At 63.1% G+C, this 25,635-nt stretch carries 25 protein-coding genes; 13 read left to right on the top strand and 12 right to left on the bottom strand.

The window, feature by feature from the left end; all coding sequences use genetic code 11:
* Positions 1-33: 33 nt before the first annotated feature.
* Positions 34-2,004 (bottom strand): putative bifunctional diguanylate cyclase/phosphodiesterase, encoded by a 1,971-nt coding sequence (locus tag LB541_RS05970; protein ID WP_140517000.1) that lies wholly within the window; start codon positions 2,002-2,004, stop codon positions 34-36.
* Positions 2,005-2,325: 321 nt separating this feature from the next.
* Between LB541_RS05970 and LB541_RS05965 the strand changes: the two genes are divergently transcribed.
* The 5 genes from LB541_RS05965 (at position 2,326) to LB541_RS05945 (ending at position 7,363) form a co-directional block, all read left to right on the top strand.
* Positions 2,326-3,360: a class I SAM-dependent methyltransferase gene (locus LB541_RS05965; protein ID WP_224618047.1), complete on the top strand. Its 1,035-nt coding sequence runs from the start codon at positions 2,326-2,328 to the stop codon at positions 3,358-3,360.
* 379 nt (positions 3,361-3,739) lie between these two features.
* The gene (locus tag LB541_RS05960) at positions 3,740-4,378 is read left to right on the top strand and encodes a 50S ribosomal protein L25/general stress protein Ctc (RefSeq protein WP_140496025.1); all 639 of its coding nucleotides are present in this window, start codon (positions 3,740-3,742) and stop codon (positions 4,376-4,378) included.
* A 23-nt stretch (positions 4,379-4,401) separates the two neighbouring features.
* Positions 4,402-5,115 carry an aminoacyl-tRNA hydrolase gene (gene pth / locus LB541_RS05955; RefSeq protein WP_224618046.1) on the top strand — a complete coding sequence of 238 codons (714 nt, stop codon included), beginning with the start codon at positions 4,402-4,404 and terminating at the stop codon, positions 5,113-5,115.
* 95 nt (positions 5,116-5,210) lie between these two features.
* Positions 5,211-6,314 (top strand): redox-regulated ATPase YchF, encoded by a 1,104-nt coding sequence (gene ychF, locus LB541_RS05950; protein WP_140524909.1) that lies wholly within the window; start codon positions 5,211-5,213, stop codon positions 6,312-6,314.
* A 143-nt stretch (positions 6,315-6,457) separates the two neighbouring features.
* On the top strand, positions 6,458-7,363 hold the full coding sequence (locus LB541_RS05945; protein ID WP_140582143.1) for a DMT family transporter: 906 nt from the start codon (positions 6,458-6,460) through the stop codon (positions 7,361-7,363).
* A 25-nt stretch (positions 7,364-7,388) separates the two neighbouring features.
* On the opposite strand, the gene guaD is transcribed toward LB541_RS05945, so the two are convergent.
* A complete protein-coding gene (gene guaD / locus LB541_RS05940; protein WP_224618045.1) occupies positions 7,389-8,753 on the bottom strand; it encodes a guanine deaminase in 1,365 nt (454 codons plus the stop codon).
* A gap of 135 nt (positions 8,754-8,888) precedes the next feature.
* On the opposite strand from guaD, the gene LB541_RS05935 reads away from it, so the two are divergent.
* From LB541_RS05935 to LB541_RS05920, 4 genes are all read left to right on the top strand, one after another.
* Positions 8,889-10,223, top strand: coding sequence for a uracil-xanthine permease family protein (locus LB541_RS05935; protein WP_140582148.1), 1,335 nt, complete (start codon positions 8,889-8,891; stop codon positions 10,221-10,223).
* 269 nt (positions 10,224-10,492) lie between these two features.
* Positions 10,493-11,467: a magnesium/cobalt transporter CorA gene (gene corA / locus LB541_RS05930; protein ID WP_140631822.1), complete on the top strand. Its 975-nt coding sequence runs from the start codon at positions 10,493-10,495 to the stop codon at positions 11,465-11,467.
* A gap of 122 nt (positions 11,468-11,589) precedes the next feature.
* Positions 11,590-12,060 (top strand): MaoC family dehydratase, encoded by a 471-nt coding sequence (locus LB541_RS05925; RefSeq protein ID WP_140897345.1) that lies wholly within the window; start codon positions 11,590-11,592, stop codon positions 12,058-12,060.
* Positions 12,057-12,518: a MaoC family dehydratase gene (locus LB541_RS05920; protein ID WP_140897344.1), complete on the top strand. Its 462-nt coding sequence runs from the start codon at positions 12,057-12,059 to the stop codon at positions 12,516-12,518. The genes LB541_RS05925 and LB541_RS05920 overlap by 4 nt, the downstream gene beginning before the upstream one ends.
* 44 nt (positions 12,519-12,562) lie before the next feature.
* Here the strand turns inward: LB541_RS05920 and LB541_RS05915 are convergent, their stop codons facing one another.
* The 5 genes from LB541_RS05915 to petA all read right to left on the bottom strand — a co-directional run bounded on the left by LB541_RS05915 (position 12,563) and on the right by petA (position 17,411).
* The gene (locus LB541_RS05915) at positions 12,563-13,108 is read right to left on the bottom strand and encodes an adenine phosphoribosyltransferase (RefSeq protein ID WP_140496033.1); all 546 of its coding nucleotides are present in this window, start codon (positions 13,106-13,108) and stop codon (positions 12,563-12,565) included.
* 192 nt (positions 13,109-13,300) lie between these two features.
* Positions 13,301-14,446, bottom strand: a complete 1,146-nt coding sequence (locus tag LB541_RS05910; RefSeq protein WP_140517004.1) for an alpha-hydroxy acid oxidase — start codon at positions 14,444-14,446, stop codon at positions 13,301-13,303.
* Positions 14,447-14,632: 186 nt separating this feature from the next.
* Complete coding sequence (locus tag LB541_RS05905) at positions 14,633-15,505, bottom strand: cytochrome c1 (protein ID WP_140524913.1); 873 nt, start codon at positions 15,503-15,505, stop codon at positions 14,633-14,635.
* 27 nt (positions 15,506-15,532) lie between these two features.
* The gene (locus LB541_RS05900; protein ID WP_140496035.1) at positions 15,533-16,834 is read right to left on the bottom strand and encodes a cytochrome b; all 1,302 of its coding nucleotides are present in this window, start codon (positions 16,832-16,834) and stop codon (positions 15,533-15,535) included.
* A gap of 16 nt (positions 16,835-16,850) precedes the next feature.
* Complete coding sequence (gene petA / locus LB541_RS05895) at positions 16,851-17,411, bottom strand: ubiquinol-cytochrome c reductase iron-sulfur subunit (RefSeq protein WP_224618044.1); 561 nt, start codon at positions 17,409-17,411, stop codon at positions 16,851-16,853.
* 312 nt (positions 17,412-17,723) lie between these two features.
* On the opposite strand from petA, the gene LB541_RS05890 reads away from it, so the two are divergent.
* Together LB541_RS05890 and LB541_RS05885 are read left to right on the top strand one after the other, a co-directional pair.
* On the top strand, positions 17,724-18,068 hold the full coding sequence (locus LB541_RS05890; protein WP_140496037.1) for a cupin domain-containing protein: 345 nt from the start codon (positions 17,724-17,726) through the stop codon (positions 18,066-18,068).
* Between the two features lie 146 nt (positions 18,069-18,214).
* On the top strand, positions 18,215-19,099 hold the full coding sequence (locus LB541_RS05885; protein ID WP_140496038.1) for an alpha/beta fold hydrolase: 885 nt from the start codon (positions 18,215-18,217) through the stop codon (positions 19,097-19,099).
* On the opposite strand, the gene LB541_RS05880 is transcribed toward LB541_RS05885, so the two are convergent.
* The 5 genes from LB541_RS05880 to LB541_RS05860 are packed head-to-tail and all read right to left on the bottom strand — an operon-like array spanning position 19,080 to position 24,214.
* Complete coding sequence (locus LB541_RS05880) at positions 19,080-19,391, bottom strand: DUF6665 family protein (RefSeq protein WP_140496039.1); 312 nt, start codon at positions 19,389-19,391, stop codon at positions 19,080-19,082. The two genes, LB541_RS05885 and LB541_RS05880, sit on opposite strands and share 20 nt — an antisense overlap.
* Before the next feature lie 2 nt (positions 19,392-19,393).
* Positions 19,394-19,861 carry a GNAT family N-acetyltransferase gene (locus LB541_RS05875; protein WP_224618043.1) on the bottom strand — a complete coding sequence of 156 codons (468 nt, stop codon included), beginning with the start codon at positions 19,859-19,861 and terminating at the stop codon, positions 19,394-19,396.
* A gap of 4 nt (positions 19,862-19,865) precedes the next feature.
* Positions 19,866-21,749 carry an ABC transporter ATP-binding protein gene (locus LB541_RS05870; protein ID WP_224618042.1) on the bottom strand — a complete coding sequence of 628 codons (1,884 nt, stop codon included), beginning with the start codon at positions 21,747-21,749 and terminating at the stop codon, positions 19,866-19,868.
* Between the two features lie 13 nt (positions 21,750-21,762).
* Positions 21,763-23,664: an ABC transporter ATP-binding protein gene (locus LB541_RS05865; RefSeq protein WP_224618041.1), complete on the bottom strand. Its 1,902-nt coding sequence runs from the start codon at positions 23,662-23,664 to the stop codon at positions 21,763-21,765.
* 28 nt (positions 23,665-23,692) lie between these two features.
* Positions 23,693-24,214, bottom strand: coding sequence for a hypothetical protein (locus tag LB541_RS05860; RefSeq protein WP_181168391.1), 522 nt, complete (start codon positions 24,212-24,214; stop codon positions 23,693-23,695).
* Positions 24,215-24,497: 283 nt separating this feature from the next.
* Between LB541_RS05860 and LB541_RS05855 the strand changes: the two genes are divergently transcribed.
* Together LB541_RS05855 and soxR are read left to right on the top strand one after the other, a co-directional pair.
* A complete protein-coding gene (locus tag LB541_RS05855; RefSeq protein WP_140582161.1) occupies positions 24,498-24,971 on the top strand; it encodes a tRNA (cytidine(34)-2'-O)-methyltransferase in 474 nt (157 codons plus the stop codon).
* Between the two features lie 150 nt (positions 24,972-25,121).
* Positions 25,122-25,592: a redox-sensitive transcriptional activator SoxR gene (gene soxR, locus LB541_RS05850; protein WP_140496043.1), complete on the top strand. Its 471-nt coding sequence runs from the start codon at positions 25,122-25,124 to the stop codon at positions 25,590-25,592.
* Positions 25,593-25,635: the final 43 nt, after the last annotated feature.

The following is a 25,635-nucleotide window of genomic DNA, read 5'->3' as shown; positions in this document are numbered from 1 at the left end:
CGTGCGGGTCGGCGGGACCTGAGCCAAGACTGATCAGGCGGATTTCAGCACGGTGAATGGGCGCTTGACGGTCCGTTTAACCTGGAAACTCCCGGCCGGAGCGGGACGGCCGACATGAAAACCCTGGACCTTGTCGATGCCGAATTCGCGCATGAGAGCCATCTGCTCGTCCGTTTCCACCCCTTCGACCAGGATTTTGTGGCCGCGGTTTCGGACCAGGGCGACAATGTCCTGGAGCATTGCCTTGCCGTTCGGGGTGGCGCAGTCGTGAAGGAAGGAGCGGTCGATCTTCACCGTATCGAAATCGATCAGGCGAAGCCACGAGAGGCCAGCGAAGCCGGTGCCGAAATCATCAAGCCAGATCTTGATCCCCAGCAGCTTCAGGTCGCTGATGCAGCGAAGAATGTCCGAGTGCATCTCCATCTCCAGCCCCTCGGTGATCTCGAAGGCCAGCCTGTTGCCGGTTACGCCGGTCTCGCCCAGGATGGTCGCGACCGACGCCGCGAAGCCGGGGGTCTTGAGCTGAATCGGAGAGACGTTGACGCTGACGACGCGCACATGATCGTGCGCCAGGAGCTCGGCGCAAACAGTCCTGATGGCCCAGCGCCCGAGTTCCAGGATGGCGCCGGTTCGCTCCGCTACGGGAATGAACAGGCTCGGCGGAACCGATGTGCCGTCCAGCATTTTGAGGCGCATCAGGGCCTCCACCGCTTCAACCCGGTCCGTCGCGACATCCTGGATAGGTTGATAAACGAGTGAAACGAGATCCTGGCCGATCGCGATCTTCAGCAAAGCCGCAATGTTCTCGCTCTCGTCGCTGCTCTGGGGATCGGTTGGGTCGAACAGCCGGGCACAGTTTCGACCGCCTGCCTTTGCCAGATAGAGTGCGCGATCGGCCTCGTGGATGATCTTCTCCAGCTTGGCACCGGTCTGCGTCCTGGTGAATGCAGCGCCAACGCTTACCGTCACAACCGAGATACCGTCGCGCCGCAATTCGTGGGTAAGCGCCAGGTTCTCGACGGTGCGGCAAATGGCTTCCGCGATATCTATGATCTGATCCTTGTTCTCCATGCGGGCCAGGACGATGAATTCTTCACCGCCGTAGCGGCCGATCGAGCCATTGTATTCCCTGATCATATCCCGGAGGGCATTGGCGACATGGATAAGGCAACGGTCGCCTTCCTGGTGGCCGTAGCAGTCATTGAACTTCTTGAAGAAGTCCACGTCGATGAGCATCGCCACGAAACTGGTACCGACCCTTTGCCACTCCCCCCAGTAGTCCCTGAGCTTTTCATCGATCGCCCGTCGATTCTCCAGACCCGTAAGCGGATCGGTCCGCGACAGCCGCAGCAGGGCCTTGCCGCGTTCGGTGGCTTCCTTGTGCTGGATTTTGGCTTCCAGCGCGTTCAGGAAGACGTTGTAGCGCTCCTCGTTCAGCTTCCAGTTCACATAGGACGTGAATGTGAAACACGAAACGTAGAAGGCGCCAAATACCATCTTGTATGTTACCGTGGCGGGCACAAAATAATTCACGGCATACAAGACACACATGATGATGGTTGATGTCACGATCGATAGATTGAAACTGAATGTGAAGAATAGATTTGCACTCATCATGAAGATGGTGCCGAATACCATATAGTAGGCGACGCTTTCCTTGTCCGCGCTCATAAAGGCCGGGAACAACCAGCCGATATAGCCGAAAATGATGGCCCCGGCGCAAGTCACGTCGAGCCATTCCGTGGCCACTCCCCGGCGAAGTTGCGCCTCCAGGATCGACAGTGCGGTCACGCCGACGGCGAAGCGCGCCATGATCGTATAGGCCGCCACGTCCGGGATCAGCAGCAGATCCGTTGCCGAAAACAGGAGATAGATGGCCACGGCGATCCAAAGCCCAGGCCGGGCTTCCAGTCTTCGCTTCGCCTGGGCTTCCCTTCGGTAAAGGACGCGGAGCTCGTCGGGCCCCGGCTCGTAGCGGGCTTCGTACGGCTCTACATGCGCCATGTCGGCCAGTCTGGATGACACGCGTTCGCTCTCGACAAATCCTGGTTGAAGGGGATTTTGCGTTCCAAGTTCTTTTTTGGCTTCTGCCCCCACGCGGGCCAACTCCTTGGACGCGACGGCGACTGCGCACCTCGCACGACAATGCAACGGCGCGAAACAAATTTCGGTTAATTCAGGCCGGGAATCCAATGCGGCAGGTTTTAACGCGCGAACATGGTTGGCGGGAAATTAAGCATACCGTTAAAATGCGTTCGGGACGACATTGGCAAATCGAGCATTGTACGCAATAAGTTAACTGACTGTTAACTATGGAGTGCTCGAGTGCAAAGTGTCTTTGATGGCAAAAGCCTGATTACTGCCGAGATGATTGCCGGCAGTTTTCCTCGAAGAAAGCCCGAGCATCACGGCGAGGCGTTCGAAACCGCCCGCGCGGAACTCGCGCTCATTCTCCACGCGACACACCAGCAGGTCGAGGAAGAGAAAGACCCTGCCGAGATCGTTCGTCGCCTGCTGTCCTATCTCAACGCCCTGCGGGCCAAGGTTCACCCCGACGTTTGGCAGTCGTTGATACCGGTGGCGCAGAACCATCCGATCCTTGACTACTTTCTCCAGGACCCGCTCACCCGGTGGTCATTCACCAAGCCCAGGGGCTATTCCGGCGACGCGCAGTTGCTTGACTACATCTATTGTGATCCGCACGTGGCCGAAAGCGTGGCGAGCGCCTCGGACACAGGGAAGGCACTCTACAGCCATACCAAGGACGTACCGTCCTGCGTGGCGGCGCGGGAACGGCGCGATCTCTTGACCCGGTATGTCGACGAGACGGCGGACAAGAGCGGACCGCAAGCCGAGGTCCTGGCGATCGCCGCCGGTCATTTGCGCGAGGCCAATCGTTCGACCGCCTTGGCTGAGGGCCGCCTCAATCGTTGGGTTGCGCTCGATCAGGATCCCCAGAGCGTTGGATTGATCGCGCGAGACTTCCAGGGCACCGCGGTCGAGGCCGTCGACGGCTCGGTGCGGACCGTGCTCACCAGGGGCCACAAGCTGGGCAAGTTCGACCTCATCTACGCCTCCGGCCTTTACGACTACCTCCAGCACAACGTCGCCGTGAAACTCACGAAGACTTGCCTGCAGATGCTGAAGCCGAACGGCAGGTTCCTTTTTGCCAACTACGCCGAGGGCAATCCCGACGCCGGCTATAGGGAAACGTTCATGGACTGGGTGTTGCTGCTGCGCTCCGAGGCCGACATGTGGAACATCATCAATGCCAGCGTCGACCGCAACACCGTCGAGGCGCAGGTGTTCTTTGGCGAAAACCGCAACGTGCTGTATGGCGTCATCGAAAAGCGCGGATAGGGCAATTCCAGGAAAAATGTGCAGCGGTTTTCCCGGAGAAAGTGCGTAGCGCCTTCCCGGGCAATTGCCTAAGACAAAGAACTGGAGCGGGTCGGCGATCCTATCGACGCTGAACCGCTCCAGTGACAACCTTGGACCGGCGCCGGCGTGAAGCCTCGAGCGCTTTCGGCCGGGCGAGGCGTCCCGTCCCGGACCATTGCCTTTGGATGACTGCCTTTGGCTTGCACCTCCGGCCGCCTTCCGCTATAGAGCCGCCACCCGCGTAGACACCCTTGGAGGCAACGCGGCGGAAGGCCGCCTCACCCGGCGGCTTTCGACGTTTACGGTCCAGGCCCATTGCCAACCGCAAACGCTCCAGAACAACGCGAAAGGAAGTGCCATGAGCCACGATACTTACGAGCTCAAGGCCGAAGCGCGCGAACAGGTCGGTAAGGGGTCCGCCCGTGCAGTTCGCCGCAACGGTAAAGTGCCTGCAGTAATTTACGGTGACAAGCAGCCTCCCCTGGCGATCGCTCTCACCTACAAGGACATCTACTACAAGATCCACGGCGGCGGGTTCCTGACCACGATCGCCACGATCGATGTCGACGGCAAGAAGATCCAGGTCCTGCCGAAGGACTTCCAGCTCGACCCGGTCAAGGATTTCCCTGTCCATGTCGACTTCCTGCGCATCGGCAAGGACACCGAGGTCAATGTCGACGTGCCTGTCCACTTCATCAACGAGGACAAGTCGCCCGGCATCAAGCGCGGCGGCGTGCTCAACATCGTGCGTCACGAGGTCGAGTTCCACTGCCCGGCCAATGCGATCCCGGAATTCATTACCGTCGATCTCACCGGCGCCGACATTGGCGATTCGATCCATATCTCGTCGGTCAAGCTGCCGGCCGGCGTCAAGCCCGTCATCTCCGACCGCGACTTCACCATCGCGACCGTCGCCGGTTCGTCGGCGATGAAGCCGGAGACGGAAGAGACGGTCGAGGCTGCACCTGAGGCGGCTCCCGCCGCCGAAGAGAAGTAACTTTTTCACGCCCGGAGCTGACGATGCCGCTTGTCTTCGCAGGCCTCGGCAATCCGGGCGCGAAATATGCCGCCAACCGGCACAATGTCGGCTTCATGGCGGTGGACGCGATCGCCCGCCGCCACTCCTTTTCGCCCTGGTCTAAGAAATTCCAGGGATTGATCGCCGAGGGCACGCTCGGCGGTGAAAAGATCATCCTGATCAAGCCGCAGACCTTCATGAACCTGTCCGGCCAGTCGGTCGGCGAAGCGCTGCGCTTCTACAAGCTCGCCCCTGCGGCGCTTACCGTCTTCTATGACGAGATCGATCTTGCCGAAGGTAAGCTGCGCATCAAGACCGGCGGCGGCGCCGGCGGCCACAACGGCATCCGCTCGATCGACGGCCATGTCGGCAACGCGTATCGGCGTGTGCGCATCGGTGTCGGCCATCCCGGCGTCAAGGAGATGGTGCAGCATCATGTACTCGGCGATTTCGACAAGACCGACCGCGACTGGCTGGACCCGCTGCTCGACGCGGTTGCCGACAACGCGGCGATGATCGTCAAGGGCGACGAATCCGGCTTCATGAACAAGGCCGCCCTCGCCCTTCAGGGCAAGGCCGGCGTGGAACCGGAAAAGCCGGCGCCCAAGCAGCAAAGCCATATCCGCCAAGCACGGCCGCAACAGGCGCCCGCCAAGCTGCCGGAGAGCGGCCCGATGGCCGCCATGCTGAAGAAGCTGTTCGGCAACAAGGACTGAGCTCGGGTCCATACGGCGTTACAGGGCTTGACGTTCATCACCCCTATCGCCCATAGCCCTCACCAAATCTCAAATTCCCGATAGGACCGGACAAAATGGGTTTCAAATGCGGCATCGTTGGCTTGCCCAATGTCGGCAAGTCGACGCTTTTCAACGCGCTGACGAGGACGGCCGCCGCGCAGGCCGCCAACTACCCGTTCTGCACCATCGAACCGAACACCGGCGAGGTGGCGGTGCCCGATCCGCGTCTGCAGAAGATCGCCGCGATCGGCAAGTCGAAGGAGATCATCCCAACCCGCATCTCCTTTGTCGACATCGCCGGCCTGGTGCGCGGCGCCTCGAAGGGCGAAGGCCTGGGCAACCAGTTCCTCGCCAACATCCGCGAGGTCGATGCCATCGTGCATGTGCTGCGCTGCTTCGAGGATGACGACATCACCCATGTCGAGGGCCGCATCGACCCGGTCGCCGACGCCGAGACGGTCGAGACCGAACTGATGCTCGCCGACCTCGAGAGCCTCGAACGCCGCATCGCGCAATTCCGCAAGCGCGCGTCCGGCAAGGACAAGGAAGCCTTGACCGTGCTGCCGATGATGGAGGCAGCGCTTGAGCTTCTGCAGGCCGGCAAGCCGACCCGCATCCTGCTCGACGGCATCTCGGCGGAAGACCTGCGCATCCTGCAGGGCTTGAACCTTCTGACCTCGCATCCCGTGCTCTACGTCTGCAACGTCGCCGAGGCGGATGCTGCCACCGGCAACGAGCACACCAGGGCCGTGGAGCAGATGGCCGCCGCGCAGGGCGCCCGCACCGTCGTTATTTCGGCCGCGATCGAAGCCGAGGTTGCGCAGCTCTCCGACGAGGAAGAGATGGAATTCCTGTCCTCGCTCGGCCTCGACGAGCCCGGCCTGAACAAGGTGATCCGCGCCGGCTACGAATTGTTGCAGCTCATCACCTATTTCACCGTCGGGCCGAAGGAGACACGCGCCTGGACTGTGCACAAGGGCGCCAAGGCGCCGCAGGCCGCCGGCGTCATCCACACCGATTTCGAGCGCGGCTTCATCCGCGCCCAGACCATCGCCTACAATGATTTCGTCACGCTGGGCGGCGAAGTAGCGGCCAAGGAAGCCGGCAAGGCGCGCGACGAAGGCAAGGAGTATGTCGTCCAGGACGGCGACATCATGCTGTTCAAGTTCAACACGTGATCCTTCGGTCATCTCCGCAGGGACCACAGGCCGGACTGTGAACAGACCAAGCCGGGTCGCATTCCCGACAGGGTAAGGCCGTGCACGGGCTGCCCTCGCTAGGCCTTTCCGCTATTGGCTCAGTGAACGCGGAAGGGGACCATATGAAAAGGACCATCCCGACCCTGATCGGCTTCTCGGCCATTCTGACCTGGTCGTTCCTCGCGCTGCTGTCGACCGCCGCAGGGCCGATCCCGCCCTTTCAATTGGCGGCAATGACGTTTCTGCTGGGAGGCTCAGTCGGGGCGGCCAGCTGGATTGTCCGCCCGTCGGCGCTCAAGTCGCTACGGCAGCCATGGCAGGTCTGGGCAATCGGCACGGCAGGGCTGTGCATCTATCACTGCGCGTACTTTTTCGCCATCCAGTCCGCCCCGCCCGTCGAGGTGAGCCTGATCGCCTATCTCTGGCCATTGCTGATCGTCGTCTTCGCCGCCTTCCTGCCGGGAGAGCGGCTGAGGTCTCACCACATAGCCGGTGTGATGCTCGGCCTGGCGGGTGCCATCGTCGTCATCACCAAGGGCAGCAGCGTGGGGCTTGCTGACGGCGTGAAGCCGGGCCACGTCATTGCCCTGTTCTGCGCCTTCGTCTGGTCCGGTTATTCCGTCCTGTCGCGCCGTTTCGGCCAGGTGCCGACCGATGTGGTGGCGGTGTACTGCCTGATCACCGCGGCCGTGGCCTTCACTCTCCATCTCGCGCTCGAGATCACTGTCTGGCCGCAGACGATGACGCAATGGAGCGCTATCGTCATTCTAGGCATGATACCGCTCGGCGCCGGCTTCTACGCATGGGACCATGGCTGCAAGCGTGGAGACATCATGATCCTGGGCGCGCTTTCCTATGCCGCGCCGCTGTTCTCGGTGATCGTGCTGCTGCTGGCCGGGTTCGGCGTCTTCCACTGGTCTGTTGCGCTCGCTTGCGTCCTGATCACGGTCGGCGCGGTGATCGCCGCCAAGGACGTGTTGCTGAAGTCGCAAAAACAACCTCTTACCGAGGAACCATCGCGCGCATAGGGCCCGATCTGAGACTGCGACGTGGCTACTGCCCCACCACCGCCCGTCCACTCACCCAGACAGCAGCGATGTTGGCGCGTGCCGCGTTGAGCACGATCTTCTGGAAGACATCGTCGAGCGTGTCGTCCGCCATGCTGACATGAATGTTCGAGGCCTTCGCCGTCGTGTCGATCAGCAGCGCGTCGAATTCATGGCCGACGCGAAAGCTGCCCGTCGGCAGGTCGAGCGCTTCGGCACCGCCGGCGGTGGCCAGCCAGAACGCCTCCTGATGCGTGATCGGCGCGCCGGGCGCGCCGCGCTGCGCTGCGTCCAGGCCGGCATGGACACCGCTCTGCAGCGTCCTCGAGGCTGACAGCGCATGCCGGCAGCCGTCGAAGAGCGACGGGCTGTAGCCGCCGGAAATGTCCGTCCCGAGCCCGACATGCATGTGCCGGTCAAGCGCGTCGCGCAGCGGAAACACCGCATTGGCGAAATAGAAATTGGAAAGCGGGCAATGCGCGACGCCAGCCCCCTTCCCCTTGATGAGGTCCATATCCTGCCCGTCGATGAAGTTTGAATGCGCCAGAATGGTGCGGCGCGTCAGCAGGCCGAAATCGTCCAGGCTAGCCGCGTCGGTGCGGCCGAAGCGCGTCTCGACGAATTTTTTCGCCCAATCGCTCTCTGAGCAATGTGTCTGCACGTGGCAGCCGAACTCGGAAGCGAGTTCGCCCAGGCCTTGCAGCGCCGCATCCGTGCAGCTTGGGATGAAGCGCGGCGTGATCACCGGCCGGACCAGCGGTCTTTCGCCGGTATCCAACGATCTGACCGCCTCGATGAAGCGTCTGGTGTCGGAAATGGCGCTTGCCGCGTCGGCATCGCGATAGAAAGACGGGCACTGCTCGGGATCGTCCATCGCCACCTTGCCGACCAAAGCGCGCTGGCCCTTTTCGAGGCATATCTCGGCAAGCGCCAAGCTGGCCTCGACATGGACGGTGGCAAAATAGAGTGCCGTGGTGGTGCCGTTGGCGAGAAGATTGTCGACCAGGTCGGCATAGACCTCACGGGCGTAGCCGGTGTCGGCATAGCGCGCCTCGAGCGGAAACGTATATTTTTGCAGCCAGACCTCGAGCGGCACGTCCAGTGCCTTGCCCATTTGCGGCCATTGCGGCGCGTGGATGTGCAGGTCGATCAGGCCGGGCAGCAGGAACTGGCCTTCGCCGAGCTCCACTAGGCTGCCCGCCTGGCGGGCATCGCTCTTCCTCGCCGCGTATTCGGGATGGCCGGGTGCGACAATCTCCGCGATCCGTCCCTGTGCATCGATGCTGAACAGATGGTCCTTCAGCACCTCCAGCCGGCCGCGCTCCGGCGTGTGGAAGGCGGTGCCAAGCAGCGTGAAGGCCTCTCTTGTCATGGATCGCTCCGGTTGCGCTGGCGCGTATGGCCGTTATTGCATGGCGCGCAAGAAAACAGTTGGCAAACCTTTGCGCCGCTGTCCTTTGGCGCCGACTGATCCCATGATCGGCAGGGAAATTCCAGAGGGGACATCATGGAACGCACTGCACCGGAAATCACTTTGATTGCTCAGCCGGACGATCCGCTGCCACTGGGCAAGGCCGCCCTGCTCGGGCTTCAGCACGTGCTGGCGATGGATGTTTACATCGTGCCGTTCATCATCGCATCGGTCCTGGCCTTCAGCGCGGGCGATGCCGGCGCCTTCATCCAGTCGGCCTTCGTCGCGGCGGGCATCGCCACCCTGATCCAGTCGCAGCTTCTGATGCGCCTGCCGGTGGTGCAGGGGCCGTCTTTTGTGCCGATCGGCGCGGTGCTGGCTATCGCCTTCGGCGCCGGCGGCGGCATTGCCGGTCTTTCCGCGGTGATCGGAGCGCTCATTCCCGGCGCCATACTGGTCATGCTGCTCGGTTCGCCCACGGGAATCTTCCATCGCTTGGTGGACCGCTTTGTTCCGCCCATCGTCGGCGGCGCCATCATCATCGTCGTCGGCATCGCGCTGATGCCGGTCGCACTCCGCGAAAGCGTGTTCGCGGTCCACGGCACGGCCACCGTCGGCGGCAATATCATCCTTGCCTTTGTTGCGGCGGCGGTGCTCGTCGGCTGCATGCTGACCGGCATGGCACTCGGCGCAAAGGGCGCCTGGCTGCGCCTGCTCTCCGTAATCATCGCACTTGTGGCCGGCTGCGTGGCCGCCGCCTCCATGAGCCAACTCAACATGGGAGCGGTCTCCGAGGCGACCTGGTTTTCGATGCCGCGCATCGCCTTCCTCAATCTTGACGTGACGTTCTCGCTCTCGGCGACGCTCACGATGCTCATCGTCTATATCGTGGTCCTCGCCGAAACCACCGGCACCTGGTTCGCGGTCGGCGCCGTCATCGACAAGCCCCTGTCGAACGAACAGCTCGACAGGGGCGCCACCGGCGAAGGCCTCGGCTGCCTGGTCAGCGCACTGCTTTGCAGCACGCCGGTCACCGGCTATTCGTCGAATGCCGGCATCATCGCCATCACCGGTATCGCCAGCCGCGCCGCCTTCGCCGCGGCAGGCATCTTCCTGATCCTGTTCGGACTGATCGGCAAACTGTCGGCGGTGATCGCCTCGATCCCGGGCCCGGTCATCGGCGGCGTGTTCGGCGTGCTCTGCGTCGTCATCGCCATGAACGGGTTCCGCGTCGTGCGCGGCACGCCGCTGACGGAAAGGAACATGCTGGTCGTCGGCCTGCCGATCCTGATGGCCCTGTTTGCTACGCTTGCGCCGCCGGATTTCGTCAAGACGCTTCCCGATATCGTGCAGTACATTCTGGGCTCGTCCATCGCCTTTGGCGCCGTCTGGGCCATCGTGCTGCACCAGATCCTGCCGAGCGCCCGATAGGGGCATTCGCAGGCCGGCCCCCGCGGGTCCGGCCTGCTCTCCCCGATAAGCCCGAAGCGCGGTCGATGACCCGACCCGTCGAAGCTTTCATGCTGCCGGCTGCTCGACGGATTTTTCTGAGCGCCCCTGGTGTCGGCCCCAAGTCCGGCTTGTCTTGATTTTGTCATGCCGCAAGTCTAAGCGGCGGGCACAGGCTCGGCGCACGAAGGCTAGTGCGATCCGATACGACGCAGCAATCCGAACGCGCTTTCCGGCAAGGAGATCTGGCGATGATCAAGGCTTTCGTCGTGGACAATGATCGCCTGCGTCTCACGGACGATCTCCTGGCCAATGGCGACAAGGTCGTCTGGGCCGATCTCTTCAATCCGACCAAGGACGAAGAGGCAACAATCGAGAATTGGCTCGGCATCGCCGTTCCGACCCGCGAGGAGATGGAGGAGATCGAGATTTCCAGCCGCCTCTATATCGAGGACGGCGCCTACTTCATGACCGCCACCTTGCCCGCCCAGACCGACGTCGACGATCCCCTGATCTCGCCGGTCACCTTCGCGCTCGCCGGCAACAGGCTGGTCACCGTGCGCTATCACGAACCGAAAGCGTTCAAGACCTTCCCTTTGCGCGCCGAGAAGGTGGCGACCGGCTGCACCAGCGGCGACACCATCCTGATCGGCCTGCTGGAAGCGATCGTCGACCGGCTCGCCGACATCCTCGAGCGCGCCGGCCGCGACGTCGAAGCGATCTCGCGCGACATTTTCGAGGCGCGATCGACCAAGGTGTCGAAGCGCAACCGTGATTTCCAGGAGCTCTTGAAGGGCATCGGCCGCAAGGAGGACATCGCTTCCTCCGTGCGCGACAGCCTGATCTCCTTGCAGCGGCTGGCCGGCTTCCTCGCCCATGTCGCGACCCAGGCCAAGATGAGCAAGGACGTCCGCGCCCGCATCAAGACCTTGTCGCGCGACGTGCTTTCTCTTGCCGACCACGCCACCTTCCTGTCGCAGAAGATCTCCTTCCTGCTCGACGCCACGCTCGGCATGATCTCGATCGAGCAGAACGCCATCATCAAGATCTTCTCGGTCGCCGCCGTCATCTTCCTGCCGCCAACGCTGGTCGCCTCGATCTACGGCATGAATTTCGACGTTATCCCCGAGCTCAAATGGGAGCTCGGCTATCCGTTCGCAATCGCCATGATGGTTCTGTCGGCGATCCTGCCCTTCTGGTATTTCCGCCGCCGCGGCTGGTTATGACGCAACGGCCGGCCGGGCGCCCGCGGCTGGCTCACCAGAAAGGGCTTGACCAAACGCCGTCCGGCCTGCATCCGGGTTGCCGATCCATGTGGATCGCGCGTTCGGCAACCGGATTCCACGCCATGACTGGAAAGACATGGGCCTATGAGGACTTCGTCGAAGGAGCCTCGTTCGACCTCGGCACCAAACAGGTGAGCGCGGCCGAGATCATCGAGTTCGCCAGCGAATTCGATGCCCAGCCGATGCATCTCGACGAGGAGGCCGGCAAGGCAAGCATCCTGGGCGGCCTCTCGGCCTCGGGCTGGCATACCTGCGCCATGTTCATGCGCATGCTGTGCGATGCCTTCCTGCTGGACTCGACCTGCCAGGGCGCGCCCGGCGTCGATCAGGTCAAATGGAAGAAGCCGGTGCTGGCCGGCGACACGCTCAAGGGCAGCCTCGTCGTCCTCGCCAAGCGCCCTTCGAAATCGAAGCCGCAGCTCGGCTTCGTGACCATGCGCAGCGAACTGGTCAACCAGCGCGGCGAGAGCGTGTTCGAGCTCGAGAATTCCGTCATGTTCCTCATGCGCAATGCCGCGGGGAGCCTTGCATGACGCTGGACGAATTCTTCCGCGTCGGCACCACCGTTACGCTGGGCTCGCATACGTTCGAAGCCGAGGCGATCAAGGCCTTCGCCCGCAAATACGACCCCCAGGTCTTCCACGTCGATGAGGACGCCGCGAAGAAGAGCGTGTTGGGCGGGCTTTGTGCATCCGGCTGGCACACCGCCGCCACCTGGATGAAGCTCAACCTCGAAACCCGCATGGGCGCCGAATGGAGCGGCCCCGGCCCGACGCCCGAATTCGGCCCCTCGCCCGGCTTCAAGAACCTGAAATGGTTGAAGCCGGTCTATGCCGGACAGACCGTGACCTTCACCCGCACCGCCCTTTCCCACCGCGCGATCGCCTCACGTCCGGGCTGGCGGGTGCTGACCTTGCGCTCGGAAGCCTTCGATTCGACCGGCGACAAGGTACTGGAGTTCGAGAGCGCCGTGCTGGTCAAGGTGGAGTAGGCGCCTCTTCCTTCTCCCCAGGGGGAGAAGGAAGAACTGCTCTCTCAATGCCCCTCGAACCCGATCAGCGTCCGCACCGGCACGCCGAGCGCTTCCAGCTTGGCGCGGCCGCCGAGATCCGGCAAGTCGATGACGAAGCAGGCGGCAAGGATATCGGCGCCGATCTGGCGCAGGAGATTCACCGCCGCCTCCGCCGTGCCGCCGGTGGCGATCAGATCGTCGACCAGGATCACTTTCTCGCCCGGCGACACGCCGTCCTTGTGCATCTCCATCTCGTCCAGCCCGTATTCCAGGCTGTAGGCGACGCGCACTGTCTCATAAGGCAGCTTGCCTTTCTTGCGGATCGGCACGAAACCGGCGGAGAGCTGATGGGCGACGGCGCCGCCGAGGATGAAGCCGCGCGCTTCGATGCCGGCGATCTTGTCGATCTTCTCGCCGGCATAGGGATGCACCAGCTCATCGATGGCGCGGCGGAAAGCGCGCGCATTGCCAAGCAGCGTGGTGATGTCGCGGAACAATATGCCGGGCTTGGGATAGTCCGGAATGGTGCGGATGGCCGCCAGCAGCGTGTCTTCGAGCGAAGGTTTCATGAGGCGGCTCCGGGTGGTCCAGTTTCGGCGGAAAGGCGTGAAATGGCGCAGCGCCAAATCCTAACCCGGCGCGACCGACAACGGCTAGCGCGATGTGGCGGCCGAGACAAGCGCATCCGGCGAAAGGAGCATATAGGTCCAAGGGCTTGCCTCTGCCTGCGCTGCGATCTTTCGCATCGAAGCAATGGCCATCTACCGAAAACGCAAATTCCGGCGGGTCAACTGTTCGATCGAGCTGCACCCCATCAGCTTCATGCCGCGTTCGATCTCGATGCGCATCTGTTCGAGTGCGCGTTCGACGCCAGGCTGGCCCGCCGCCGCCAGCGGAAACAGATAGTAGCGTCCGACGCCGACGGCCTTGGCGCCGAGCGACAGCGCCTTTAGCACATGCGTGCCGCGCTGCACGCCGCCATCCATGAGGACGTCGATCTGGTCGCCGACCGCATCGACGATCTCGGCGAGCTGGTCGAAAGCCGCGCGCGAACCGTCCAGTTGCCGGCCGCCATGGTTCGACAGCACGATGCCCTTGCAGCCGATCTCGACGGCGCGTCTGGCATCCTCCACCGACATGACGCCCTTGAGGCAGAACGGTCCCGGCCAAAGCCTCACCATCTCGGCGACGTCGTCCCACGTCATCGACGGATCGAGCATTTCGGTGAAGTAGCGGCTGATCGACATCGTGCCGCCGCCCATGTCGATATGCTCGTCCAGCTGCGGCAGCTTGAACGCCTCATGCGTGAAATAGTTGATCGCCCAGGCAGGCTTCATCGCGAACTGCGCCATTCCCGCCAGGTTGAGCTTGAAGGGAATCGCAAAACCGGTGCGCTTGTCGCGCTCGCGGTTTCCCCCGGTGATGCTGTCGACGGTCAGCATCATCACTTCGACGCCGATCTCCCGTGCCCGCTGCATCATCGCCCGGTTGAGGCCGCGATCGCGATGGAAGTAGAACTGATAGACCTGCGGGCCGCTGCTGATTTTTCGGACTTCCTCGAGGCTGACCGTGCCGAGCGAGGAAACTCCGAACATGGTGCCGTATTTTGCAGCGGCCCTGGCGACCGCCCGTTCGCCCTGATGGTGGAACAGCCGCTGGAGAGCGGTCGGCGAACAGTAGAACGGCATCGCCAGCTTCTGGCCCATGACGGTCACCGACATGTCGATCTCGTTCACCCCGCGCAGCACGTTGGGAACGAGATCGCAGGTTTCGAAGCTCTCGGTGTTGCGGCGATAGGTGATCTCGTCGTCCGCCGCGCCGTCGATGTAGTTGAAGATCGGGCCCGGCAGTCGCCGCTGCGCCATGCGGCGGAAATCGGAGAAGTTGTGGCAGTCGCTGAGCCGCATCATGGAACCCCAAACGCCCTATAGGCGGCAAAGCTTTCGCCGCCGTCGGGGCGTCGAATAGCAATCGCCTGCCGCGCTGCCAACCGGCTTGTTCGACAACAAAGCGATCACCTCACGCGCCAGCCTCTTCGGCAAGCAAAAAGGGCGCTTCGCGGGCGCCCTTTTCTTAATCTCCGGCCGCGCGGCTTAGTGCGCGACGGCTTCCCAAACCTTGCGCTTGGTCATGTAGACCAGTGCGCCGAACAGGAGCAGGAACACCAGCACCCGGAAGCCGGTTTTCTTACGGGCTTCCATATGCGGCTCAGCCGCCCACGCCAGGAAAGCGGCGACGTCGCGGGAGTACTGGTCGACGGTCTGCGGCGCGCCGTCGTCATAAGTCACCTGGCCGTCGGAAAGCGGCTTGGGCATCTTCAGCGACACGCCGGACATGAAGTACGGATTGTAGTGCGTGCCTTCCGGGATGACCATTCCAGCCGGAGGCGTCTGGTCGTAGCCGGTCAGCAGCGAGTGGATGTAGTCGGGGCCGCCGGCATCATACTGGGTGAAGATGTCGAAGACGAACTGCGGAAAGCCGCGCTCCACGCCGCGCGCCTTGGCCAGCAGCGACATGTCGGGCGGGGCTGCGCCGCCATTCGAGGCTGCCGCGGCTTCCTCATTGGCGAACGGCGCCGGGAAATGGTCGGACGGCTTGCCGGGACGGTCGAACATGTCGCCGGCGTCGTTGGGGCCGTCATGGATGGTGTACTCGGCCGCCAGCGTCTTGATCTGTGCGTCGGAATAGCCGAGGTCCGAAAGCGTGCGGAATGCCACCAGGTTCATCGAATGGCAGGCCGAGCAGACTTCCTTGTAGACCTTGAGGCCGCGCTGCAGCTGCGCCTTGTCGTAGGTGCCGAACGGGCCGGTGAAGCTCCAGTCCATTTCCTTCGGTTCGTTGATCGGGAAATGCGTCGGCGCCGCCGCGTTATGCGCCTCTTCGGCCGCGGTCGCCCAGGTGCCCGTGGCCCCAAGGCCGGCGGCCACAAGGCCGATCAGCGCAAGCGAGGTGAGAATCTTTTTCATGCCAAATCCCCTTAGATTCTCTACCGCTCAGCCCTTGGTCTCAGGTGCGGCCGTGGCGCCCGCCGGATGCCCGCTGCCGCCCTTGTTCTTCTCGAGCACCGCCTCGGTGATCGAGTTCGGCAGCCTGCGTGGCGTCTCGATCAGGCCGAGCACCGGCATGATGATCAGGAAGAAGGCGAAGTAGAACAGCGTCGCCATCTGCGCCATGAACACGTAGCTGCCTTCCGCCGGCTGCGAGCCCAGCCAGCCAAGCAGGATGGCATCGGCCACGAACAGCCAGAAGAACAGCTTGTACCAGGGCCGGTAGACCGCCGAGCGCACCTTGGAGGTGTCTAGCCACGGCACCAGGAACAGCATGGCGATGGCGCCGAACATGCACAGCACGCCGCCGAGCTTGGAGTTGATCGGCCCGATGTTGAAGGTAATGGCGCGCAGGATCGCGTAGAACGGCAGGAAGTACCATTCCGGAACGATGTGGGCCGGCGTCTTCAGCGGGTTGGCGACCGTGTAGTTGTCGGGGTGGCCGAGATAGTTCGGCAGGTAGAAGACGAAATAGGCGAAGAAGAACAGGAACACGATCATGCCGAACGCGTCCTTGATGGTCGCGTAAGGGGTGAAGGCGACGGTGTCGGTCTTCGACTTCACCTCGATGCCGGTCGGGTTCGACTGGCCCACGACATGCAACGCCCAGATGTGCAGCACGACCACGCCGGCGATCATGAACGGCAGCAGGTAATGCAGCGCGAAGAAGCGATTGAGGGTCGGATTGTCGACCGCGAAACCGCCGAGCAAAAGCTGCTGGATCCAGTCGCCGACTAGTGGAATGGCGCTGAAGAAGCCGGTGATGACGGTGGCGCCCCAGAAGCTCATCTGGCCCCACGGCAGCACATAGCCCATGAAGCCGGTCGCCATCATCAGGAGGTAGATGATGCAGCCGAGGATCCACAGCAGCTCGCGCGGCGCCTTGTAGGAGCCGTAATAGAGGCCGCGGAAGATATGGATATAGACCGCGACGAAGAAGAACGAGGCGCCGTTGGCATGCATGTAGCGCAGCAGCCAGCCGGAATTCACGTCGCGCATGATCTTTTCGACCGAATCGAAAGCCAGATTTGTGTCGGACGTGTAGTGCATGGCCAGCACGATGCCGGTCAGGATCTGCGCCACCAGCATGATCGACAGGATGCCGCCGAAGGTCCAGGCATAGTTGAGGTTGCGCGGCACCGGATAGGCGACGAAGCTGTCATAGATCAGCCGCGGCAGAGGCATGCGCGCATCGAACCAGCGCTCGATACCGGTCTTGGGCGTATAGGTCGAGTGTCCCTCGCTCATCGAAATATCCCCTGCCTCAACCGATAAGGATCTTGGTATCGGAAACGAACTTGAATACCGGCACAGCCATGTTCTCGGGCGCCGGGCCTTTGCGGATGCGGCCGGCGGTGTCGTATTGCGAACCGTGGCAAGGGCAGAACCAGCCGCCGAAATCGCCTTCCTGGCCGAGCGGAATGCAGCCCAGATGCGTGCAGACCTGAACCATCACCATCCAGGCTTCCTTGCCGGGCGTGGTGCGGTTGGCGTCGGTCGCCGGCGCGTCGGCCGGCAGGTTGGCGTTGCGGGCGATCGGATCCTTGAGATCGGCGAGATTGACGGCCTCGCCGTCCTTCATCTCCTTTTCGGTGCGGTTGCGCACCACCACCGGCTTGCCGCGCCACTTGACGATCAGCGACATGCCCGGCGTCAGCGAGGAGACGTCGACCTCGACCGAGGCGAGCGCCAGCGTCGAGGCATCGGGGCGCATCTGGTCGATGAACGGCCACGCGACGGCGCCCGCGCCGACCACGGCGGCCATGCCGGTGGCGACGTAGAGAAAATCTCGACGGTTGGGATCCTGGGTGTCGGTTGCGCTCACGGGTGCCTGATCCTTTCGCCTCTTCCGTGCCGGTGGGCGAGCCTTGTTCCCCGCTCATTCACGCCAACCCGACAGCGCATGGCGAACAGGCTAGCGAATTCCTCCGGCATTTGGACTTCGGTTTATGCGTGAAGCCCGTTTTTGTCCAGACGGGTGAAGGCACAAGGGCAGATTGTCGCGGGGACGAAATCCGGCACCGCGCGACAAGGCGGCGGATGACCGTGAAACACCGCCAAACAGCCGGGAAACAGTAGCGAATCCGGGGGCCAGCCTCGCCTCGACACCTGGCTCCGGGGGGTCTATCCTGCCCCCATGGCGCATGTCATAGACCGCGAGGAATGGGCTGTTCGCCCCGACCGCTGGAAGGGCGAGTTGCAATGTGCCCCCTACGGTTCCAACTCCTGCCTGATCTTCAACTACCTGCCGGAGACCGGCGGCGGACCGCGCCTGCATTCCCATCCCTACGCCGAGATCTTCATCATCCGCCAGGGCATCGGCCTGTTCACGGTCGGCGGTGAGGAGATCGAGGCCTCTGCCGGCCAGATCGTCATCGTGCCGCCCGGCACGCCGCACAAATTCACCAATCTCGGCCCCGGCCCGCTGGAAACGACCGACATCCACGAGAACGGCACTTTCATTACCCAGTGGCTGGAGTGATCCAGGACCAGGTGATTCCTGGAAAAGCGCAATTCCTGGAAAAGTATGAAACGGTTTCCGTCCGCAAACGGGTCAAACAATCCAGCCCTGTCGGTCTTCCGATCGCCGCCTAGATCTATGGCATAGGCAGCCGGCAGGGTCAGGACATGCAAACCTCGAACATCGAAATCGAAGGGCTTAGCATAGCGATCCGCGAGGCGGGCCCGGCTGAAGCGCCTGCATTCCTGCTGCTGCACGGCTGGCCGCAAAGCTCCTATGCGTTCGAAGGGGTGATCGGCCGGCTGGCTGCCGAGTACCGTGTCGTCGCACCTGACCTGCCGTGCATCGGCGGCTCGCAAGGCATGCCTGAGGCCGGCGACAAGAGAACTCTGGCGAGGCTGATGAGAGGCGTTGCCGAGGCCTGCGGGCTGCGGCACCTCTTGGCGGCCGGTCATGATGTCGGCGGCCAGATCGTGTTCGCCCTGCTGCGCGACCATCCCGAGATCCTTTCCGGCGCGGCGATCATGGATGTCGCTGTTCCGGGTGTCGCGCCATGGGAAGAGGTCATTCGCAATCCGCGGATCTGGCACTTTGCCTTCCATGCCGTCCCGGCGCTGCCGGAAACGCTGGTGAGCGGCCACCAAAGCACCTATTTCGACTTCTTCTTCAATGTGCTTTCGAAGGATCGGACATCGATCCCGGCGCAGGCCAGGGAAATCTATGCGAGAGCCTATTCCCGGCCTGAAAGCCTCCAGGCCGGTTTCGATTGGTATCGCGCCTTCCCCGAAGATGCCAAAGCCAATGCCGCGCGGCCCGCGACGCCGACAGCGATTCCGGTGCTGTATCTCAGGGGCTCGGCCGAGTCCGGCGACATCGGCGACTATGTCGAGGGCCTCAGGGCCGCCGGGCTGTCGAATGTCGAGGGCGACATCATTGCCGACAGCGGGCACTTCGTCCCCGATGAGAACCCCGAAGCGCTCGCCAGCCGCCTGGCGAGATTCCACAGGGAGATCGGCGCGGCAAGCGCCAACCCTACATGGCGCCGAGCCTGACCAGCACCGCCTTCGGGATGTTGTATTCGCGGATGACGGCATCGTGCTTTCGAAGGCCGCACAGTTCGCGCTGGATGAAGTAGCCATGCACCGCCACCGCCGCCTCCTTGAGCAGCCGGGGACGCAACTGCTCGTCGCCATTGTTGCGCAGTCGGGCCAGCGTTTCTTCGACGCGTTGTCCGGCGCGGCCGAGTGCCGCCGCCTTCTCGGCAAGGACTTCATGGCCGAGCGCGTCGAAGGCGGCTTCGGCGGCCGAGGCACTGGTCAGACGGGACGGCGGGCGCAGGGACATTTTCAACCTCCTTTCTCGAAGATCATCCGGTGCGTGACGAATTCTTCGCCCGCCACCGGCGCGAAGCCAAGCCGCTCATAGAAGCCGAAGGCTTCCTGCGGCGCACGGGTGTTGAGCACGGTGAAATAGTGGCGTGCCCTGTCGACAACGGTCTCAACCAGCATGCGGCCAAGGCCGGTGCGCCGATGGCGCGCGCCGACGAACAGATGCCGGACCCGGCCATGGTTCCTGCCCTCGAAATAGGGATCGATGTTCAGCCCGCACACGCCGGCGAGTTCGCCGCCCTGCCATGCTCCGAACAGTGCCTCGCCGTGTTTCAGGAACTTGTTGCGGCCGCTTGTCCAGCCGTCGCGAAGCCGCACCAGCATCCAGTAGCCTTCCCGCCGGCTCTCTTCCATCAGCGCATCGAAGGCCGGTGTCGTCGGCCGCAGCCGTTTCAGCAGATAGTCGGTCTCATGCGTCGCGCCCATGCCTCTACTCCGCCGGCCGCGTCTCTTCCAGCACGGCTTCCTCATGATAGAGGAAGCCGCCGGACTGACGCTTCCACAGCCGCGCGTAGAGCCCGTCGAGCGCCACCAGTTCATCATGCGTGCCTTGTTCGACAATGCGGCCGCCGTCGAGCACGACGAGGCGGTCAAGCGCGGCGATCGTCGACAGCCGGTGGGCGATGGCTATGACCGTCTTGCCTTCCATCAGCCGCGCCAGGTTTTCCTGGATTGCCGCCTCGATGTCGGAATCAAGTGCCGAGGTCGCCTCGTCCAATATCAGGATCGGCGCATCCTTGAGGAAGACACGCGCGATCGCCACGCGCTGGCGCTGGCCGCCCGACAGTTTGACGCCGCGCTCGCCGACATAGGCCTCGTAGCCCTGGCGGTCGCGATTGTCGCGCAAGGTCAGGATGAAATCATGCGCCTCGGCTTTCCTGGCCGCCGCGATCACCTGCGCGTCGGTGGCGTCGGGCATGCCGAGTTTGATATTGTCGCGCAGCGAACGGTGGAAAAGCGCTGTGTCCTGACTGACGACGCCGATATTGGCGCGCAGCGAATTTTGCGTCACCTGCGAGACATCCTGGCCGTCGATGGCGATCTTTCCGCCTTCGAGTTCGTACAGCCGCAGGATAAGGTTGGCGAGCGTGGTCTTGCCGGCGCCGGACGGCCCGACCAGCCCGACCTTCTCGCCCGGCCGCACCACGAGATCGATGCCGTTGAGCACGCCGAACCCCTTGCCGTAGTGGAACTCGACATTCTTCACCTCGATGCGCCCGCCGGCCACGACCAGTTCCCGGGCGTCGGGTGCGTCGACCAAACCGAGCGGCTGCGAGATCAGCGCCTTGGAATTCTCCAGCACGCCGAGATTGCGCAGGATGCTGTTGAGCTGCATCATCAGCCGGCCAAGCAGCATGTTGAGCCGCAGCACCAGCGACAGTGTGAAGGCGACCGCCCCGACGGTGATCGAGCCCTGGACCCAGAGATAGACGGCAAAGCAGCCGATCGCCGTGATCATGATGCCCGACAGCGTCGTCAGCGCCATGCGCACGCCGGTCAGCCGGCGCGTGAACGGGCGCAACGCGTCGAGATAGATGTCGAAGCCGCTCCTGATGTAGCGGTCGTCGCCATCGGCGGAGAACAGTTTCAGCGTCTGTACGTTGGAGTAGGAATCGACGATGCGGCCGGTGATCATCGACCCCGCCTCGGCGGTCGCCTCGGCATGTTTGCGGATTGCCGGCAGATAGAGCCTGGCCAGCCAGGCGAAGGCCGCGATCCAGATCACCACCAGCACTGCGAGCCTGATATCGAGCCCCGCGACCAGCGCCAGCGTCGTCACCGTATAGACGATCATGAACCAGACGACCTCGATGAAGCTTTCCATCAGGTCGCCGGTCGCTTGCCCGGCCTGCCAGACTTTTGTCGCGATGCGGCCGGCGAAATCGTTCTGGAAGAAGGAGTAGGACTGGCGCGACACGTGCCGGTGCGCCTGCCAACGCACCAGATTGTAGAAGCCAGGCGTGATTGTCTGCTCGTCGACCAGGGCCGACAGGCCGACGACGATGGTGCGGACGACCAGCACCACGACGATCATGAACACAAGTTCCGGCCCGGCGGCCGTCCACAGCGCATGCCAGCTGCGTTCGCCGGGAAGCTGGTCAAGGATGTCGACCAGCCGCCCGACAAAGTAGAACAGCCCGGCCTCGACCAGCGGCGCGATGCCGCCGATGACCAGCATGGCGAAGAAGGCGAACTTGGCCTGGCCAACATAGTGCCAGAGAAAACCGGCGACGCCGGACGGCGGCCGAAGATTCGTGGGCTCCCTGAACGGATAGACCCAGTTCTCGAACCAGCGATAGACGGCTGTCATCATGCGGCGGCGGCCATCATTCAGCGGCTTGTCCCTTTGCGCCAACGTCATTGGCAACAACGTCGCTTGCGGCACCGATCGGGCCGTCATCCAGCAGGAAACCGCCCGACTGGCGCTGCCAGAGCTGCGCGTAGAGCCCGCCCTTGGCCACCAATTCCTCGTGCGAACCTTCCTCGATGACGCGTCCCTGGTCCATCACCACAAGCCTGTCCATCGCCGCGATGGTCGACAGCCGGTGGGCGATGGCGATGACGGTCTTGCCTTGCATGAGCTTGTAGAGGTTCTCCTGGATGGCCGCTTCCGCCTCGGAATCCAGCGCCGACGTCGCCTCGTCAAGGATAAGTATGGGCGCGTCCTTCAACATAACGCGAGCAATGGCGATGCGTTGCCGCTGGCCGCCGGACAGTTTGACGCCGCGGTCGCCGACATAGGCGTCGAGTCCCTTGCGGCCGCTATGGTCCGAAAGCCCGGCGATGAAGTCCAGCGCCTCGGCGCGCCGCGCAGCCTCGACAAGCATGTCGTCGCTGGCGTCGGGCCGGCCATAGAGGATGTTTTCGCGCACCGAACGATGCAGCAACGAGGTGTCCTGCGTGACCATGCCGATCTGGGCGCGCAGCGAATCCTGTTTCACCGCTGCGATCTCCTGGCCGTCGATCAGGATACGGCCGGCTTCGAGGTCGTAGAACCGCAGCAGAAGATTGACCAGCGTCGACTTGCCGGCGCCGGAGCGGCCGACAATGCCGACCTTCTCGCCCGGCTTCACCGCCAGCGACAGGTTCTCGATGACGCCCTTCTGCTTGCCATAGTGGAAGCGGATGTCCTCGAAGCGTATCTCGCCTTTGGAGACCGTGATCTCCTTCGCACCGGGCCTGTCCTCGACAAGGCGCGGCAGCGAAATCGAGGCGATGCCGTCCTGCACCGTGCCGATATTCTCGAACAGGCCCGACATTTCCCACATGATCCACTGCGACATGCCCCACATCCGCAGAACCAGGCCGATGACCACGGCGACCGCGCCGATCGTCACCGCCTGGCCCAGCCACAGCCACAACGAGATGGCGGTAACCGAGAACAGGAGAAGCGCATTCAGGATGTAGAGCGAGCCGAACAGCACCGTCACCAGCCGCATCGACCGGTAGACCGTGTCGAGGAAGGCCATCATGCCCTCCTTGGCGAAGGAGGCCTCGCGGCGGGCATGGCTGAACAGTTTGACCGTCTGGATGTTGGAGTAGCTGTCGACAACGCGGCCGGTCATGACCGAGCGCGCATTGGCCTGTTCCTCGCCGACCTTGCCCAGCCGAGGAATGAAATAGCGCAGCAGAAGGATGTAGCCGACCATCCACACGCCGAGCGGTGCGGCCAGCCGCCAGTCGGCCGAGCCGACGATGAGCAGCATGCCGAGGAAATAGACGATGACGTAGTTCAGGACGTCGATCACCTTGATCACGCATTCGCGCACGGCGAGCGCCGTCTGCATCAGCTTGGTGGCGATGCGGCCGGCGAATTCGTCCTGGTAGAAGCTCATCGACTGCTTGAGCAGATAGCGATGCACCTGCCAGCGGATACGCATGGGATAGTTGCCCATCAGCGTCTGCTGGTTGAGCAGCGAATGCAGCCATACCGTGCCAGGCAGCGCGAACAGCACGATGAAGGCCATGCTGGCGAGCTTCCAGCCCTCCGTCTGCAGGAAGGTTTCGCGGTTCTGCGCCGAAAGCCAGTCGACGATGCGGCCGAGGAAGCCGAACATCCACACTTCCGCGATGGCGATTGCCGCCACCAGCACCGCATCGACCAGGATATAGGGCCATGCGCCGCGCGTGTAATGCAGGCAGAAGGCAACCAGCGTCTTGGGCGGCTCGACCGGCTCCGCGCCCGGGAACGGATCGAGCCTTTTTTCAAACCAGCTAAACAACAACATAGGTCATGCTCATGAAATCTGTTTCCGCTCACGCGGCGCGTGAACGTACGAAGTCCTCGGACCGCATGGCGCCGAGGGCCGACGGTCCGGAATCATCCGGACCGTCGGCCTTGCTTCGCGCTATATAGGGGTTCGCGGGCTTTTCGCCGACAGGCTCTTTTGTTGATCCTGACGGTGCGGTGTCGACAAGGCGGATCTTCGCGCCCGGCCGGATCGCCCGGATGATACGGCGCACCAACGAGGGCCGGCTCGGGTCGGGAACCGCGCGCGAGAAATCGACATCGGGCAGCATGCCGCGATGCGGACGCCGGCGAACCTCGGCGTGGACCGCCGACGAATACGTTTCGCCGATCAGCAGCGCCCAGGTCGGCAGCCGGTGGATATGCAGGCTCCTCGAGCCCGGTATTCTGTAGGGATCGAACATCGGTCCGTCCTCCGTGTGAAAATAGAGATAAAAAGGGTGTTCGACGTCCTGCCGCGGGATCGGCGGCTGATCAGTCGAGACGCGTTGGGGCGGGGCCATCGGCCCCTTCGGCAGCTTGAAAAACATCGCAGGATTCCTTCGAAGACCAGGGAATGGTTTCGGCGGAAATCGGTGCGGAAGCGTCTAAGAGATCAGGAGAACCGTCGTACCGAAACCGCCAGCGGGCATGTAAGCCCACGGAGAGGGTGCTGGATGTGCATGGTCATCATGAATTACCCCTCCTTCGGTTCGGGTTGACAATTTACGCTGTATACCCGACTTCGCAGAAAATGGCCACCCGCAGGTCCAGCAATTTCCAAAACCGCGAAGCCGCTGTGGCCGATTTGCCACTTAATAGAAGGATGCGGAAATGAACGACCGTCTCCGCATCGCCCTGTACCAGCCTGACATCGCCGGCAACACCGGCACAATCCTGCGCTTCGCCGCCTGCCTCGGGATCGGCGTCGACATCATCGAACCGACCGGCTTTCCGCTCTCCGATAAAGCGCTCAGGCGCGCCGGCATGGATTACCTCGAAATGGCTGCCCTGACCCGGCATGTCGACTGGCACGCCTTCGAGGAGTGGCGCAAGGCCCGCGCGCGCCGGCTGGTGCTGCTGTCGACCAAGGCCGCGACCCCATACACCAGCTTCAACTTCGCCACTGGCGATATCCTTTTGTTCGGCCGTGAATCCGCAGGCGTGCCGGATCCGGTCCATCAGGCGGCGGACGCGCGGCTGACGATCCCGATGCAGGCCAGCGCGCGCAGCATCAATGTGGCGCTCTCCGCCGCCATGGTGGCCGGCGAAGCCACGCGACAACTGGGCCAGAATGCCATCCGCTGAAGCGGCGGCCACGGTCCCGCCGGCGCCCGCGACACGGCCCTCGCCCGTCATTCTCACCCAGGCGCACATCGCCATCTCCTGTCGTTTGCATGTCGATGGCTTCTTCGCTACAAGCTCAACTTAACTTGAGGTCAAGCGGAAAAGTGCGAGATGGCGCCAGCAGCGGAATTAACGGTTGGCCAAGTGGCCGCGCGCAGCGGTGTCGCGGTGTCGGCGCTGCATTTCTACGAAGCTCGCGGCCTGATCCGCAGCCACCGCACGTCAGGCAACCAGCGCCGCTACGGCCGCGACGTGCTGAGGCGCGTGGCCATCATCAAGATCGCGCAGGAGGTCGGCATTTCGCTGGCCGAGATAGCGACGGCGCTTCAATCCCTGCCCGAGGGCCGCACCCCGACGCGCGACGACTGGAGCCTGCTGTCGACCGCCTGGCGCGACGGGCTCGACCGCAAGATCGGTCAATTGAAGAAATTGCGCGACGGGCTGACCGACTGCATCGGCTGCGGCTGCATGTCGATCGACAAATGTCCGCTCCGCAACAAGGATGACCGGCTGGCCAGGGAAGGAACAGGGGCGAGAAGGCTGGTTCTTCCTTCTCTCGGTTCACGGAGAGAAGGTGCCTGAGCGTAGTGAAGGCGGATACAAGGGGCGACGCCTGTATTGGGTT

Origin of the sequence: Mesorhizobium sp. BR1-1-15, assembly GCF_020165475.1 — a bacterium.
Classification (GTDB): Bacteria; Pseudomonadota; Alphaproteobacteria; order Rhizobiales; family Rhizobiaceae; genus Mesorhizobium.
Note: the sequence above shows the minus strand (reverse complement) of the source record. Positions and strands in the feature narration are given on the sequence as shown.

Coding starts and splice junctions, on each gene's coding strand:
- LB541_RS05890 (WP_140496037.1), top strand. CDS start 17,724: ATGGCGCATGTCATAGACCGCGAGGAATGGGCTGTTCGCCCCGACCGC.
- LB541_RS05905 (WP_140524913.1), bottom strand. CDS start 15,505: ATGAAAAAGATTCTCACCTCGCTTGCGCTGATCGGCCTTGTGGCCGCC.
- pth (WP_224618046.1), top strand. CDS start 4,402: ATGCCGCTTGTCTTCGCAGGCCTCGGCAATCCGGGCGCGAAATATGCC.
- guaD (WP_224618045.1), bottom strand. CDS start 8,753: ATGACAAGAGAGGCCTTCACGCTGCTTGGCACCGCCTTCCACACGCCG.
- soxR (WP_140496043.1), top strand. CDS start 25,122: ATGGCGCCAGCAGCGGAATTAACGGTTGGCCAAGTGGCCGCGCGCAGC.
- LB541_RS05900 (WP_140496035.1), bottom strand. CDS start 16,834: ATGAGCGAGGGACACTCGACCTATACGCCCAAGACCGGTATCGAGCGC.
- LB541_RS05875 (WP_224618043.1), bottom strand. CDS start 19,861: ATGGGCGCGACGCATGAGACCGACTATCTGCTGAAACGGCTGCGGCCG.
- LB541_RS05865 (WP_224618041.1), bottom strand. CDS start 23,664: ATGTTGTTGTTTAGCTGGTTTGAAAAAAGGCTCGATCCGTTCCCGGGC.
- LB541_RS05855 (WP_140582161.1), top strand. CDS start 24,498: ATGAACGACCGTCTCCGCATCGCCCTGTACCAGCCTGACATCGCCGGC.
- LB541_RS05935 (WP_140582148.1), top strand. CDS start 8,889: ATGGAACGCACTGCACCGGAAATCACTTTGATTGCTCAGCCGGACGAT.
- LB541_RS05910 (WP_140517004.1), bottom strand. CDS start 14,446: ATGCGGCTCAGCGACTGCCACAACTTCTCCGATTTCCGCCGCATGGCG.
- LB541_RS05915 (WP_140496033.1), bottom strand. CDS start 13,108: ATGAAACCTTCGCTCGAAGACACGCTGCTGGCGGCCATCCGCACCATT.
- LB541_RS05920 (WP_140897344.1), top strand. CDS start 12,057: ATGACGCTGGACGAATTCTTCCGCGTCGGCACCACCGTTACGCTGGGC.
- ychF (WP_140524909.1), top strand. CDS start 5,211: ATGGGTTTCAAATGCGGCATCGTTGGCTTGCCCAATGTCGGCAAGTCG.
- LB541_RS05880 (WP_140496039.1), bottom strand. CDS start 19,391: ATGTCCCTGCGCCCGCCGTCCCGTCTGACCAGTGCCTCGGCCGCCGAA.
- LB541_RS05925 (WP_140897345.1), top strand. CDS start 11,590: ATGACTGGAAAGACATGGGCCTATGAGGACTTCGTCGAAGGAGCCTCG.
- LB541_RS05970 (WP_140517000.1), bottom strand. CDS start 2,004: ATGGCGCATGTAGAGCCGTACGAAGCCCGCTACGAGCCGGGGCCCGAC.
- LB541_RS05870 (WP_224618042.1), bottom strand. CDS start 21,749: ATGATGACAGCCGTCTATCGCTGGTTCGAGAACTGGGTCTATCCGTTC.
- corA (WP_140631822.1), top strand. CDS start 10,493: ATGATCAAGGCTTTCGTCGTGGACAATGATCGCCTGCGTCTCACGGAC.
- LB541_RS05885 (WP_140496038.1), top strand. CDS start 18,215: ATGCAAACCTCGAACATCGAAATCGAAGGGCTTAGCATAGCGATCCGC.
- LB541_RS05945 (WP_140582143.1), top strand. CDS start 6,458: ATGAAAAGGACCATCCCGACCCTGATCGGCTTCTCGGCCATTCTGACC.
- LB541_RS05860 (WP_181168391.1), bottom strand. CDS start 24,214: ATGTTTTTCAAGCTGCCGAAGGGGCCGATGGCCCCGCCCCAACGCGTC.
- LB541_RS05960 (WP_140496025.1), top strand. CDS start 3,740: ATGAGCCACGATACTTACGAGCTCAAGGCCGAAGCGCGCGAACAGGTC.